The following is a 14907-nucleotide window of genomic DNA, read 5'->3' as shown; positions in this document are numbered from 1 at the left end:
CCGCTGGCATTCGTCGCGTCGACTTCGCGCCAACTTACGTGCGGCCTCTCGCGCATCACCGGCTCAGGAGCGCGCGGCGTGGACCGCCGCGCTCTCCCCCTCGCCCTAAAAGGGCGAAAGTCGAGTCAGAGCGAGCCGAGGAACGCGAGCAGCGCCTCACGGTCCTCACGGGGCAGCCGCGTGTAGCGGCTCTGCGCGGGGGCCGCCTCGCCGCCGTGCCACAGCACGGCCTCCTCGAGGTTCCTCGCGCGTCCGTCATGCAGGAAGCGCGTGTGGCCGTTCACCGTCGCCGTCAGGCCGATGCCCCACAGGGGCGGCGTGCGCCACTCCTGGCCGGTGGCCAGTCCGTCCGGCCGTCCATCCGCCAGCGCCTCGCCCATGTCGTGCAGCAGCAGGTCCGAGTACGGGTAGATGACCTGCCGCGACAGCTCCGGGAAGCCAGGCACGTCCCCCGTCTGCATCGGCTCGTCGACATGACACGCGGCACACCCGATGGCGCGGAACACCGCCTTGCCACGCAGCACCGCGGGCGCATCCCAGTCCCGTCGCTTCGGCACCGCGAGCAGGCGCGTGTAGAACATCAGCTGTTCCAAGTCATAGGCCCGCACGTCGACGGCCTCCGGCGCCGCCCCGGCCTCCTGTGCGCGCGGATAGAGCTCGTTCGTCAGCCCCATGTCCGCCACCAGCGCGTGCGCCACCTGCTGGAGCAGGGTGGGCTGGTTCGCCTTCCACCCGAACCGCCCCAGGCGCGTGCCTCGCGTCGTCACATCCTCGACCCGGTTGGCGCGTCCGGAGATGCCATCCTGGTCGCGGTCCTCGGCGTCCTCCCTGGCCAGCAGCGTCTCCTCGGGGAGGGCCTCCAGCAGCCCCAGCCCGAAGTTCGCCGGCGCCACGCGAGGCGAGAAGGGCGTGCCTTCGCCGAGCGGCCCGTGAGCCAGGTGCTCGAACTGGTAGATGGGCCGCGCGAGCACGTAGGGCTCACCGGAGGAGAATCGGCCGGAGAACTCCTCGTGGCGCACCACCACGGTGCCCTCGCCCCGGAGCCCCCCCAACCGGTGCAGGTCGAGCTGCTCCCCATACACGGGATGCGGCCCTGGACCGTCAGGCGAGCCCAGCTGGAACGCGATGGACACGACGGGCTCGGAAGGGGACTCGGGCGGACGCCCGCGCCCGTCCTTCACGTGGCACGTCATGCACGAGCTGGCGCTGAACAGCGGACCCAGTCCTGGTCCGTGCGCGGGGTCGCTCCAGTCGCGGTCGAACACCCGCTTGCCGATGTGGAACTGGGGCCAGCGCGCGCGGTCCAGGTTCGGTGGCGAGCGACCGAAGGCGTTGCGCCCCGTGTCCTTCACCGTCGCACCGCCACCGGACAGCTCCTCGCCGGGCACCGCCACGAGCGGCAGCTCGCCGAGCACGAGGGGAGGGGGCGGCGGAGGCCGGCCTGCCCGGGCCCACACGGCCGTGAGCACCATCGCTCCAAGGGGGATGCCCAGCAGGTACAGCCGCCGTCTCATCGCGCGCTCTCCAGGAACATCGATGAAGACGCCGGGCGGCGAAGGTGCTGCCACGCGCCGCCCGGCGCCAGCCCCATGCCTTGCGCGGCATGGGACCCGGAACTACTTCGCGGCCGGGACGAAGGTCTCGCTCAGGATGCTGAGCCCCTTGCCCGTCGCCTTCACGTCCATGCCCGTGAAGCCGTTGTACGGATAGTGGCCGTCGCCGATCTCCTCGACGAACTCGAAGGAGTCACCGGTGACCACCTTGCCGTCCGCCAGCGTCACGGAGAACGTGTTGCCCGGCGTGGTCATCTGCCAGCCGCAGGCGCCCACGTTGCTCTCGGCCGTGGCCTCACCCGTCTTGTTCCAGATGATGTCCAGCTCGTAGAAGTCGGCGACCGCCACCAGCCAGCGGAAGAAGTCCCGCCAGTTGGTGAAGACGATCATCGCGTTCGGGCTGTGGGTGGAGGTGCCCTGCAGCACGCCCTCGCGGTAGATGTTCATGCGGAAGCCGGAGCCGCCCGGCGAACCGGTGAACGTCGGCGTCACGAAGGCCGAGTCCACGTCGCGGCCCGGCGTCACGCGCAGCGTGCTGACCACCTGGTCACCCGAGCGCGCCTCCAGCTGCAGCTGGCCCGTGGAGCCCAGCGCCACCGACGTCGTCTGCGACCAGCGGGCCGCGCGGCCGAAGCTGCTCGACACGCCGTCCGTGCGAGCGCTGCGCAGGCCCGTCACGTTCAGGCCCTTGTCCGTCGCGGACAGCTGCGCGTTGCCCAGCGCGCAGCTCGTGATGCCGTCGAAACGCGTCATGCACTGCGTCTTCGCACCGGCCTCCTGGGCGGCGACCTCGCCCTCGGTGGACGTGGGCTCCTCGCCCTGGCAGCCCGACAAAACACTCAGGAGCGCGGCCGCCATCAGACGGCTCATCATCTTCAGCTGCATGGAATGACCTACCTCTTCAATAGGGGGAATGCGCTGCTCCGCCAGTGGCTCTCCGCATCCGGTGCCGGCCCTGCCCGAATGCCACCCTCCGGCGGCGCTCCTGTCCATTGCACCCCGCACGCCAACGTTCTCGGGCGTGTTTCACCTCCTCTGTATCAGCAAGCCTTTGCACCTCCTCGGCCCGCCCCTCTGTAGCGCCCACCGTCACAGGCGACGGGCCCCATGTATCGCGGCTTGCTACACGCCCACGATGCTCACCGGATGAGGTATTCACCCGGGGTGATGGGCGTTCGCTCCATGTCTGGTCATGCGAATGGCTCGCATTCCTGGCAGGGCTGTGAGGGCCGTGGAACCGGGCACCCTGGACAGGGCGCGTCATCGGGTTTAGCGCGCCCACCCAGTGAGGTCGTTCCAATCCGCGAGCGGTTACTACCCGGATATTACGCTGGGGCTGGAAGTGCACCCTGGGTCGGGGCCGCCTGGACAGGAATAATGCGGAACCGGTATAAAACTGTCCGTCAGACTGGAGACACTGGTGATTCCGCCAACCTCATACAAGTCCTGACGCTCTGAGAAGGGGGCATTCTCTATGGCTCGTTCGTCGTGGTCCCGCGGAGTGAGTGGTTGGTTGAACCGCGGCCTTTTCTCGTCTGCTCTGGCGGTTTCCTTGTCGGCGTGTGAGCCGGCCGGACAGGTCGAGCCTCCCAAGCCCTCCCCCGCCGAGAATGAGGAAGTGGCGGTGGATGCGAAGGCCCTGCTGGACAGCATGGCCGTGTTCTCGCTGCGTCCGCTGTCTCATGAGCCGGTGCCGCAGCCGGTGGGCAGCCGCATCATCAACAAGGCCGCGGCCATCCGGCTGGGCAAGGCCTTCTTCTGGGACATCCAGTCGAGCGGTGACGGCGAGACGGCGTGCGCCAGCTGTCACTTCGCCGCCGGCGCGGATGACCGCAAGAACAACACCATCCACCCGGGCTTCGACGACACGTTCGACAGCATCGCGGGGCCCGGCCAGGACTTCACGCTGGCGAAGATCACCAGCGATGACCGCGTGGGCTCGCAGGGCCCGTTCCGCGCCGCGTTCCTCGGCCTGGACATGGACAACCTGGACAACCCGGCGGACCAGTGCGTGGTGGTGCCGGCCGCGCCGTTCAACGAGTTCCGGCTGGTGGGCCCGCGCCACACGCCGACCGTGGTGGGCTCCGGCTTCTACCGCAACCAGTTCTGGGGCGGCGAGGCGAACGTCCTCTTCAACGGCGTGAACATCTGGGGTGACTCGGGCAACAACGGCCAGGGCTTCCTGGTGCGCATCGAGGGCGCGTCGCTGGCGTCGCAGGCCACCGGCCCCGTGACGAACTTCAGCGAGCAGGGCTGCTCGGGCCGTCAGATTCTCGGCCCGGACAGCCTGGGCACGAAGCTGATTCCGCGTCAGCCGCTGCGCCACCAGCGCGTGTCCGTCAACGACAGCGTGCTGGGCGCCATGGCGAACCCGGACGGCCCGGGCCTCTTGTGCAACGGCGCGCCGTGCACGTACGACCGGATGATTCGCGACGCGTTCGGCGACGCGCTGGCGAACATCGGCGAGAACGCCTTCTCGCTCTTCTGGGGCGAGGCGCTCCAGGCCTACCAGGCCACGCTCATCCCGGACCAGACGCCGTTCGACCGCTTCCTGGGCGGCAACCTCTCCGCGCTCACGCCCAAGCAGCTCAAGGGCCTGTCCGTGTTCGTGGGCAAGGGCGAGTGCATCAACTGCCACACCGGCGCCATGCTGACCGACGCCACGGTGTCCTGGTACGAGATCGCCGGCCCGCTCAACCGCGACGGCGGCGACACGGGCTTCCACAACATCGGCGTGCGTCCCACCGAGGACGACCTGGCGCGCGGCGACCTGGGCGTCTTCGGCGGCGTGCCCAACTCCGTCAGCCTCTCCCCGTTCGACATGGGCGCGTTCAAGACGCCCACCCTGCGCAACGTGGGCCTCAACCCGCCGTACTTCCACAACGGCGGCTACCCCACGCTCGAGGACGTGGTGGACTTCTACGAGCGCGGCGGTGACTTCGCCAACCCGGAGAAGTCGCTGGACATCGTCCCGCGCACCTTCACCGCGAGCGAGCGCTCCGCGCTGGTGGACTTCCTGCGCAACGCCCTCACGGACTGCCGCGTCAAGACCTACCGCGCCCCGTTCGACCACCCGGAGCTGACGTTCCCCAACCGCGAGACGCTGCCCGTCACGGGCCGCGCCGGGCTCGGCGTCTGCAACTGACGCGAGGCCACCTCCCGTAACACGCCAGGCCACCCACGGGAGACTTGAGTCCCCTGGGTGGCCTCGCCCTTTCTGGCACTCCCGGACGCAAGGTTTGCGCGGGAGGCCCTGGCTACCCGGCGGGAACGCGGATGTCAGGGCTCATGTCAAAATGGGTGCTATCTCGACTCCCGGGGCTCGCTTGATGCTCCGGGGGCCTCGTGGAAGAGTTCCTGACCTTTGCGTCAGGTCTGAACAACGGGTTTCTCCCCAGGAGCAGTCGCATGAGTCAGCAAGCCGTGCCCATCGACCCGCATGAGACGCTGTACCTGCCCATGCGGCGCCGGTTCATGAGTGAGTACGTGCAGACGGAAGAGGGCACCACCGAGCTGCGCATCTACTACGGGCTCAAGGAGATCAGCATCGAGGAGCCCGAGCTGCACGCCTTCGGCGAGAACCTGCTCAAGCAGGACAGCTTCATGGCGGGCGTGGCCACGCGCTGGTCCAGCGGTGAGCCGCTGCCGTGGGAGCGGGTGAAGGAGCTGCTCGAGCACCTGCTGTCGGAGAACATCCTGTCGCGCGAGGCGCCGAAGCTCGCGGCGGAGACCGACTACCACAAGATGGTCATGGCGGCGGAGGCCAAGCGCCCCGCGCCCGAGTCCCCCCTGTGGTGGAACCCCGACACGGAGGGCGTGCTCAAGCAGCTGGTGGGCCGGCCCATGGAGTTCGGCTTCCTGGAGGCGATGCTGCCGGTGCACCGCGCGGCGCACGCGGCGCTGGACGCGGAAGGGCGGCACATCGGCGAGAACAACGTCTTCCCGGACTCGATGCGCATGCGCATGGAGACCGAGTGGCGCATGTGCCCGTACCCGGGCAGCCGCTTCCGCGACGACGCGCTGATGAACGTCACGGCGCTCAAGTCCATGACCAAGGTCTGGAAGCCCTCGCTGCAGGCGATGCTCATCCTGCGCGACGAGTTCCTCAAGCGCTACCCGCTCTTGCCCGACGGCCAGTGGCGCATCGGAGATCTGCACGCGTTCAGCTGCGCGGTGCTCGCGCTGCCGTCGATGATGCTGCTCAGGGGGGAGAACCCCGTCCCCAACGGGACGCTGGACCCGCTGCTGTCGTCGGTGTTCCGCGTCACCGACGGCGTGCGCATGGTGAGCATCTACCTGATGTTCCTGCCCGAGCAGCCCATGCCGTACGAGACGCCCATCAACCCGGCGTCGCTGCTGCACCTGACGGAGCGCGACAACCACTTCCTGTCCACGCGCGGCGTGTGCGCCGGCCCGCCGCACATGGTCGAGGAGTTCTTCGCGACCATGCTGGACGGAAAGCCCCTGGCGGGCGAGCCGCTGCCCCCGCCGACGTGGCTGGAGGAGATTCCCGCCGCGTTCGACTATGGCCTGCGCGGCCTGCAGCTGTACTCGCTCCAGTTCACGCTCTGGGCGCACATGTGTCACACGTACGAGCGGCTGCGCGACATCATCCTCCAGGCCGAGGCCCCCAAGGACACCGGCTGGGGCCGGCTGCGCGAGCGGCTGGAGAAGGACTGGAAGATCATCCAGCCCACCCGTCAGCACACCGAGGTCCAGCGCTCCTGGGCCAAGGCCCGCTATGTGGAGATGTACGACCGCGCCCAGCGCGGCCTGCGCGGCTTCTCCGAGGAGAAGCTGCAGCACATCTCCGACGTGTTCGCGCCGGCCAAGGACGCGGTGCACGAGCAGACGGTCCAGCAGCTGCGCGCGCTGTTCCGCGAGCGGGCCCCGGCGCCCGAGGGCGCCAACCCCGAGCTGACGGACCGGCTGGCGGACGTGCTCGCCGACTACATCACCATCGAGCGCTCCGCCGTGGGCACCCTGGACAACGTGCAGCGTGAGGTCAACAAGCTGCTCAAGCGCGAGCACCCCAAGCGCCACTTCACCAACCTGGACCTCTCCATCCACCACCGGCTGCGGTTCGCCACCATCGGCGTGCTGCCCTACCTGATGGAGGTGTTCCGCGAGGAGCTCGGGCTGACCATCCAGGACGACGTCGCGTCCGTCACCATCACCCCGGGCAACCCCCGCGCCGTGGCCGCGTGAGATGACGCGGTGTTTCACTCCCGGGCCTGGAGCCATGATGGAATGTTTCAGGCCCGGGAAGCTTGACTCACATGTTTCACCGACTTATATCGGAGTAGCCAAAAACGTCAGTTAGCTGAACTGTCGCGATTGGTGCTGATGCCTCGGAGTCCTGGAGGAAGCCCCATGCAGATCAAGACGAAGGTTCGTGGCGGTCCCCGTAGCTGTGGTGGTGGGGTCGTCATCGCTGTCTGAGTCGTTCTGTCGTTGAGGTTCTCACCTCTCACCAGGAGCAAGCACATGCAGATCAAGACCAAGGTTCGTGGCGGTCCCCGTAGCTGTGGCGGCGGCGTTCTCGTCAAGGCTGTCTGAGCTGTGCAGTAGCTGAGGTCGTCAACCTCTCACCAGGAGCAAGCACATGCAGATCAAGACCAAGGTCCGTGGCGGTCCCCGTGGCTGTGGCGGCGTCATCGCTGTCTGAGCTGTGTTGTCGCTGAACCGCTGAACCCGTTCTCTCTTTCACCAGGAGCAATCCAGATGAAGATCAAGACCAAGGTTCGTGGTGGCCCTCGCGGCTGTGGCCCCGGTGGCATCAGCTACGAAGTGCTGGAGTAGTCGTCGCCAGGAGTCGTCGTTCACGCATCACACACCAGGAGCAAGCACCATGAAGATCAAGACCAAGGTTCGTGGCGGTCCCCGTGGCTGTGGTCCCGGCGGCATCAGCATCTACTACGAGCTGTAATTCCAGCCTCGCACCTCAGGAGCAAACACCATGAAGATCAAGACCAAGGTTCGTGGCGGTCCCCGTGGCTGTGGTCCCGGCGGCATCAGCATCTACTACGAGCTGTAATTCCAGCCTCGCACCTCAGGAGCAAACACCATGAAGATCAAGACCAAGGTTCGTGGCGGTCCCCGTGGCTGTGGTCCCGGCGGCATCAGCATCTACTACGAGCTGTAATTCCAGCCTCGCACCTCAGGAGCAAACACCATGAAGATCAAGACCAAGGTTCGTGGCGGTCCCCGTGGTTGCGGCCCGGGTGGCATCAGCATCTGGTACGACGAGGTCTGATTCAGACCCGGAGTCAGTCCTTCGGCCGTCAGTGGGCTTCGTGCCTGCTGGCGGCCGTCGTGTTTCCAGCGCCTCGTCGGTGACGCGGGGCGCGCGCCGGAGGGGTTACACCGCCCGAGGGCCGTGGCCGGGCCCCGCGGGCGGCGCTCCCAATCCCTTCAGGGGTGCGCGATGACGATGAGCGTGGGCGCGCGCGCCTCGACGCACGCCATCACCTTGCGCATCGTCACCGGGTCCAACGCGCCGAAGGCCTCGTCGAGCACCACGACCTGGACGCGCTGGAGCAGGGCGCGCGCGACGAAGATGCGGCTCTGCTCGCCGTGGGACAGCTGCCAGCCGCGCTCGCCCACCATCTGCAGGATTCCGGCGGGCATGCGCTGGAGCAGCTCGCCCAGGCCCAGCTCCTCGCACAGCTCGCGCGCCAGCTTCACGTCGTCCTGGGTGTGGGGCCAGGCGCGGCCCAGCAGCAGGTTCATCGCCAGCGTGCCGGAGATGATGTGGTTCTCGTGGAACTGCGGCGCGCCGGCGATCTGCGCGCCCCAGCCGTCCTGCGTCCAGGTGGACATGTCCAGGCCGCGCAGCAGCACCACGCCGGAGCCCTGGCGCCTGAGGCCCGTGAGGATGGAGGCGAGCGTGGACTTGCCGGAGCCGGACGCCCCCTCCAGCAGCACGCGCTCTCCGGGATGGATGACCACGGACGCGCCCTCGAGCACCGCGCGCGGCGAGGCGGGGTGCTTGAAGTACACGTCGCGCACCTCGAGCAGCGCCTGGCTCCTGGACGGCGCCTCGGTGGCCGCGAGCGGCGTCACCTGGGGCGCGGCGTCCTCGCCCCCGCCCACGGCGCCGGAGAGCCGGGCCGCGTCGAGCATGGGGCGCACCGCGGAGAACAGCACCCGTGAGCCGATGAGCGCCAGCGCGCCCACCGCCAGCGACATCACCGCGCGGGCACCCAGCAGGGCCGCGCCCACGCCCACCGCGATGCTCGCCGTGTCCGCCCCGGCCAGCACGCCGGGGAGGATGGCGATGATGGCCACCGGCAACAGGCCCCGGCGCGCGAGCGTCGTCACCCGCGCGGTGCCCGCGTCCCAGCGCTCGGACGCGTCCGAGTAGCGCGCCAGCTCCTGGTCCTCCTCCTCGTGCCAGCGCGAGGGCTGCTCCTGCGCCAGCCGCGTGCGGTGGCCGAGCATCCGCTCGATGAGCGCGTGCGTCATCACCACGCGCGCCTCCGTCCAGCCCCGGAACAGCAGCGACTGGCGCGCCACGAGCACGCCCAGCAGGACGCAGTAGCCGCCCAGCGCCGCCAGCCCCAGCATGCCCGCGGGGCCCGACAGCGTCACGCTGCCGGCCAGGGTCAGGTCCACCACCGCGAGCAGGCTGGTGAAGCTGCCGGCGAGCGCCATCTGCTCCATGCCCGCGCTCTCGAAGGTCCTCCCCACGTACTCGCCGATGCCGCCGCGCTTCGCCTCGTCCACCGGCATGGCCAGCGCGCCGGCGAGAAGCCTGCGCCTGAGCAGCGCGGACAAATCCAGCGCCAGCGAGCCCTGCGTCCACGCCAGCGCCGCCTGCAGCGGCACCGCCGTCAGCCCCATCAGCGCCCACGCCCACAGCCAGCCGTGGTCCAGCTGCCCCTCGAACGCGCCCCGGCCAATCAGCCACCACGCGCTGAGCACGCACACCTGGATGAGCACCGCCAGCACCAGCACCAGCGCCAGCCGCGGCGCGGTGGACAGGGCCTTGAGGTGGTGGACCAGCCGGGCGCCCGGCGGCAGCCGCAGCGTGCGCGACGCCACCAGGTGCGTGTTGGCCAGCTGCGCGCCCAGCAGCGCGCGCCGGGCGAGCAGCCGCTGGGGCTCCGGCATCGCCGCGCGCGACAGCACCCGGTCCACCGTGGAGGCCTGGGTGCCCTCGACCAGGGCCTGCACCCCGGACGTGAGCCAGGCCAGGGGCACGTCGCGCTCCGTCTCGTCCGGCGCGATGACGCGCGCGGTGCGGCCGGAGGCGGACACGCGCAGCAGCGCCGCCACCTGGACGCCCTCGCTGGTGACGACGTCCAGGAGGGCAGGGGAGGCGCGCAGGAGCGCCTTCTCCACCTCGCCGTGGCGCGTGTACGCCAGGTCCAGCTCCAGCCCCTGCGACTGGGCGGCGGCGTCCAGCCACTCGCCCAGCCGGTTCGGGTCCGTGGGCGCCTGCCCGACGACCTTCGCCCGCGTCCGGGGCAGCGGCAGGCCCGCCGAGCGCGCCAGCGCCTCCAGCGCCTCCGCGCCGCGCGCCATGGGCCACACCAGCCCCGCCAGGGGCTCCGCACGCCGGGCCCCCCTCGCCTCCGAGGCGCGCGTCATGCCGCACCCCGCTTCGACTCCGGGGGCTGCTCGGCGAGCTGTCCCTGGTCCAGCATCATCCGCCTCCAGCCGCCCTGGCCGCCCAGGGCCCGCCGCATCTGCTCCTCCTCGTCCAGCAGCGAGCGGTACACGGAGTCCTCCCGCTTCGCGAGCTCGCGCGGGTTGGCGTCCTCGACCAGCTGGCCGCCCTTGATGACCAGCACCCGGTCGAACGTCAGCGTCTCCGCGATGTCATGCATGATGCACAGCATCGTCGCCCCCTCCAGCTCCTGCCGGGAGCGCTCCAGCAGCGCCGCGCGCCGGTCCCGCTCCAGGCCGCGGAAGGGCTCGTCGAAGATGGCCAGCCGCACCCCGGGCCTCAAGAGCGCCCGGCCCAGGCGCACGCGCTGCCCCTGGCCGCCGGACAGCAGGCTGCCGCCCTCGCCCAGGCGCGTCTGGAGCCCCTGGGGCAGCTTGTCCAGGAACTCGATGAGGTCCGCGGACCTGAGCGCCTGCCCCACGCGCGGCAGCACCTCGCCCGTCTCCACCCCGTAGGCCAGGTTGTCCACCAGCGACTTGTTCCACAGCGTCACCTCGGGCTCCACCCACGCCGTCTGCCGGCGCAGGCGCGCCAGCGTCTGGCCCTTGAGCGGCTCGCCGTCCACCTTCACCTGCCCGGAGGACGGGCGGTGCCAGCCCAGCAGGATGCCCACGAGCGACGACTTGCCCGCGCCCGACGGGCCGACGATGGCCACGTGCTCGCCGGGCCGCACCGTCATGTCGATGCCCTGCAGCACCGTGAAGCCCGCCGCCTTGACCTCCACCTGCTCGAGCGTGAAGCCCACGCCGCGGGGCTGGCTCGCGAGCGCCGCGGGGGACGGCTCCTCCACCGCCTCCAGGCCCGCGCCCACCTCGTCGGGGGCCAAGAGCGGCTCCATCAGCCGGCCGGTGAGCGACGACGCGGCGGGGTACTGCCGCAGCGCGTCCGCCAGCTGCTTGCCCACCGTGGCCAGCGCCAGGGCCCAGTACACCAGCAGCAGCACCGCCCCGGGCTGGATGCCCTGGGACACGGCGTGCAGCACGATGGCCACCGAGCCTCCGGTGGCCGCCAGCATGGACAGGGTGTCGGTGAGGATGCCCCGGCCCAGCAGCGTGCGCGCGGCGCCCACGTACTCGTGCAGGGGCTCCTCGTGCGCGCGCCGCAGGGTCAGCTCCGCGCGGTGCGCGCGCAGCGCCACGGCGCCCCGCATGGCGTCCAGGTAGAAGCGCGACAGCACGCCGTCGAAGTCGCGCATGCGCCGGTCCGCCTCCAGCAGCGAGCGCTGCGCGAGCAGCGGCACCGCCAGCGCCAGGGCCCCGCCCAGCACGATGAGCGGCGCGCTGCCGGGGGCAAGCCACACCAGCCCTCCCAGCGTCACCAGCATCTCCGAGGTGGCGCGCAGCACGCCGACGCCGAGCGTGGGCACGCTGCGCACCTGGTGGATGCCGTGGCAGCGCTGCGCCATGTCGGAGACGAGCCGGCTCTTGAAGTAGCGGTCCCCCAGCCGAGGAATCTTGTCGAGGAACGCCAGCCGCAGCCGGACCTCCAGGCGGCGGCCCAGCTTCAGCGTCCCCATGGCCAGGGGCAGCTCCAGCGTGAACAGCACGCCCATCAGCACCAGCAGCGTCACGATGCCCGCCAGCCGCTGCTCCTGGGTGGTGAGGTAGCGGCCCGCGTCGATGATGCCGCGCAGCAGCAGCGCCTCCAGGAAGCCGCCCACCGCGGCCGTCAGGGCGATGGCCGCGAGGATGGAGGGGGCCAGCAGGCCGTCGCGGCGCATCAGCCCGATGAGCTCGCGCAGCGGACGGGTGGGGGGCTCCAGGAGCGCCGCCTTGAGGTCCGCGGACAGGGGCTCCTCGTCCTCTTCGCGCGTCTGGCGCAGGCCCCGGGCGAGGATGCAGACCACGCCGCGCAACGTCACCTCCTCGCCGTCCGGAGCGCCCACCGCCGTCCAGTAGGTGGCGGGGATGACCTGCTCGGCGCGGCCCTCCTCCAGGGCCACGTGCACCTCCTTCAACAGCTGCTCCAGGAAGCGCGCGGACCCCTCGCCGTGCTCCACGCCGCCGCCGTCCACCAGCGTCTGGACCATGCGCGTCGTCGCGTCCAGGCACGCCACGCCCTTCCAGCTCGCGTCGGCCAGGGCCTCGTCGAGCAGCCTCGCCGCGAGCGCCTTGTCCACGAGCGCCTGCAGCCTCAGGCGCATCCCGGCGAGGAACTCGTCCGTGCCGGCCCAGTCGCGGAAGGCCTCGGCCGGGACGGGCAGGGCGTGGACGTACAGCCGGTCCATCAGCTCCGCCACCGACACCCAGCGCCGTCCCAGCGCGGGGTCCATGATCTGCACCCGGTCACCGATGCGGCGCCAGACGACGATGAAGTGCAGGTTGCTGTCCGCCAGACGCACCACCATGATGGCCGGCAGCGTCTTCGTCTCCGGCATCAGCACCTGGTCGCGAGGCAGGACGACCTGGGTGGCCTCCAGGCCCAGCTTGCCGGCCAGCTCCTCCAGCACGTCCACGGACGTCCCGTCGATGTCCGTCTGGCAGGCCTCGCGCAGCCGGCCGTAGCTGACGGACACGCCGAAGCCGTCGAAGAGCGCCTTGAGGGCCGCCGGACCGCAGTCCATGGCGGAGGTCTGGATGACTTCGGGGATGAGCAGCCTTCGTGTGCCCGCCATGGCTCAGCTCCCACCCCGCGACATCTCCAAATCCCCCGACGAGCGCGGCGGCAGGGGCCGCGAGCGCGCCGGCGCTTCCAGCCCCCGGCCCAGCGCGCGCAGCACCAGCTTGAGCGGCGTGGAGTCCTCCACCGCGATGTCCACGGTGCCCGGCAGGCCGTGCTCCAGGGGGATGCCCACCGGCATCTCGTCCACGGACAGCTCCACGCGCACCAGGCCGTCGCGCGCCTCGCTCGCCACCGCCACCACGGTGGCGCGCACCATGCCGAACTCCGTCCAGGCGAAGCCCTCCAGCTTCATGCGCGCCGGCTGGCCCGCGCGCACCCGGCCCAGCGCCGTGGCGGGGGACAGCTGCGCGACGATGCGCACGTCGCCCCCCGCGACGACGGTGGCCATGCGGTCCCCGGCCCTCACCTGCGTGCCCACGCGCACCGGGCTCGTCTCGCCGAGGATGCCGTCGGCGGGCGCCTTCACCACGCGCCGCTCCAGCTCCTCACGCAGACGCTCCACGGAGGCCTGTGCCACGCTCTCGGCGGCCTCCAGCTCCGCGATGTCCCGCTTGAGCGCCGCGGCCCGGATGCGCCGCTCGGTGGCCAGCATCGTCCCATCCATCTTCACGCGCGCGAGCGCCGCGCGGGAGGCCTGCTCGGAGGCCTGGGCGCGCTCCAGCTCGGTGCGCACGCGGCTCCACTCGGACTCGCTGATCAACTGGCGCGAGTGCAGCTGCTCCGCGCTCGCCTTCTCCTCGAGCGCCCGGCGCGCCAGCGCCTCGGCCTCCACCAGCCGGGCCTTGGCCTCCTCCACGCCCGCCGCGCCGCGCTCCTGCTGGGCCACGAGCGCGCCCTGCTCCACCTCGAGCTCCGCGCGCGCCGCCGTCAGCTGCGGCCCCAGACCCCGAAGCTGGGCCTCCGCCTCCGCCAGCTGCCGCGCCTCCTGCTCGTGGGCGAGCTCGAAGAGCACCTCGCCCGCGCGCACCTGCCGGTGCAGCTCCACCCGCGTCTTCACCAGCCGCCCGTCCACCGGCGCATCCACGGCGTACACCTCGCGGTGGACCTCCAGCCGCGCCTGCACGCTGGGCTCGTAGACGGTGATGCTCGCTCGCAGGAACCACACGCCCCAGACGGCGAACAGCCCCACCGGCAACAACCAGAGCGCCGAGCGCCCTCGCCCCCGCAGCAGCGCGCGCACGGTGCGCGGGAACATTCCTTCACCAACTCTCATGAGCGAAGCCTACCTCATCACCGTGGAACAGACGGACTCCCCGCCAGACCTTCCACCCGGGACGCTCCCGGAGGTCGGCGCCCATCCTCGCCCGGCGGACTGACGCGCGGCAAAGCCAGGGGCGTCACCCCCCCATGCCGCACGCGCCCCGTCATCGCGCCCGCGCCCGGTCCGCGATTGTCTTCGCCGCGCCTTCGTGAATGGACAATCCATCCAGGCCCGGAGCCGCGCGGCGCCCGGGACGCGGCCGGCCGACGTGTCAAGGGTTGTCCAGGTCAGTCCTATCTGGAAGATAGGGCTCATAAAATGGCTAAAACATGTTTTCAGGACATTGCGACGCGGGGCGTGATGCGGTCTCCACGTATCACCGAGGCGGCGCCCCTCCGCCGCGTCCGGAGCCGGCCGCTTGTAACCGGTTCGGGCACACCGGCTCCGGCTCCAGGTGGATTCATGACCCGGGGGGGGGGTCTCAGGTTTCGATAAATTGCGCCATTTGTCCAAGTCCCCGGATCTATTTGGATTGGCGGGTTTTTCAGTTGAAGGCTTGACTCCCAATTTTCATCGATTTTTAATGATTCTACTCCGGGTGTGCATGGGCAACCGTGTCGCCTGGAGCGAACGTGGTTCAACCCAGGAGCGACATCATGAAGATCAAGACCAAGGTTCGTGGCGGTCCCCGCGGCTGTGGCCCGGGCGGCATCAGCATCTGGTACGACACCGTTCTGGCGTAGTCGTCCAGACGTCGTTGTTTCACCGTAGTGACTCAATCACCAGGAGCAGACACATGAAGATCAAGACCAAGGTTCGTGGCGGTCCCCGTGGTTGCGGCCCCGGCGGCATCAGCA

Annotated in this window: 7 protein-coding genes; 2 read left to right on the top strand and 5 right to left on the bottom strand. The window is 70.3% G+C overall.

Going from position 1 to position 14907, the window contains the following annotated elements; genetic code table 11:
* Nucleotides 1–125 precede the first annotated feature (125 nt).
* Together FL311_RS15615 and FL311_RS15610 are read right to left on the bottom strand one after the other, a co-directional pair.
* On the bottom strand, nucleotides 126–1514 hold the full coding sequence (locus tag FL311_RS15615; protein ID WP_141325939.1) for a di-heme oxidoredictase family protein: 1389 nt from the start codon (nucleotides 1512–1514) through the stop codon (nucleotides 126–128).
* 102 nt (nucleotides 1515–1616) lie between these two features.
* Complete coding sequence (locus tag FL311_RS15610) at nucleotides 1617–2438, bottom strand: hypothetical protein (protein ID WP_141325938.1); 822 nt, start codon at nucleotides 2436–2438, stop codon at nucleotides 1617–1619.
* A gap of 739 nt (nucleotides 2439–3177) precedes the next feature.
* Here FL311_RS15610 and FL311_RS15605 point away from each other — a divergent pair.
* Nucleotides 3178–4698, top strand: coding sequence for a cytochrome-c peroxidase (locus tag FL311_RS15605; protein WP_194869213.1), 1521 nt, complete (start codon nucleotides 3178–3180; stop codon nucleotides 4696–4698).
* 263 nt (nucleotides 4699–4961) lie between these two features.
* A complete protein-coding gene (locus FL311_RS15600) occupies nucleotides 4962–6761 on the top strand; it encodes a hypothetical protein (RefSeq protein WP_141325936.1) in 1800 nt (599 codons plus the stop codon).
* Between the two features lie 1206 nt (nucleotides 6762–7967).
* Here the strand turns inward: FL311_RS15600 and FL311_RS15595 are convergent.
* Genes FL311_RS15595 through FL311_RS15585 form a run of 3 tightly spaced genes read right to left on the bottom strand, consistent with a single transcriptional unit; the run spans nucleotide 7968 to nucleotide 14044 of the window.
* Entirely contained in the window at nucleotides 7968–10148 is a 2181-nt protein-coding gene (locus FL311_RS15595; protein ID WP_141325935.1) for an ABC transporter ATP-binding protein, read from the bottom strand.
* Nucleotides 10145–12841, bottom strand: a complete 2697-nt coding sequence (locus FL311_RS15590) for an ATP-binding cassette domain-containing protein (protein WP_141325934.1) — start codon at nucleotides 12839–12841, stop codon at nucleotides 10145–10147. The genes FL311_RS15595 and FL311_RS15590 overlap by 4 nt, the downstream gene beginning before the upstream one ends.
* 3 nt (nucleotides 12842–12844) lie before the next feature.
* Nucleotides 12845–14044 carry an HlyD family secretion protein gene (locus FL311_RS15585; protein ID WP_194869212.1) on the bottom strand — a complete coding sequence of 400 codons (1200 nt, stop codon included), beginning with the start codon at nucleotides 14042–14044 and terminating at the stop codon, nucleotides 12845–12847.
* Nucleotides 14045–14907: the final 863 nt, after the last annotated feature.

Origin of the sequence: Myxococcus sp. AB025B, assembly GCF_006518215.1 — a bacterium.
GTDB classification, from domain to species: Bacteria; Myxococcota; Myxococcia; order Myxococcales; family Myxococcaceae; genus Myxococcus; species Myxococcus fulvus.
The sequence above is the reverse complement of the archived record's forward strand: the minus strand, read 5'-3'. Positions and strand labels throughout refer to the sequence as shown.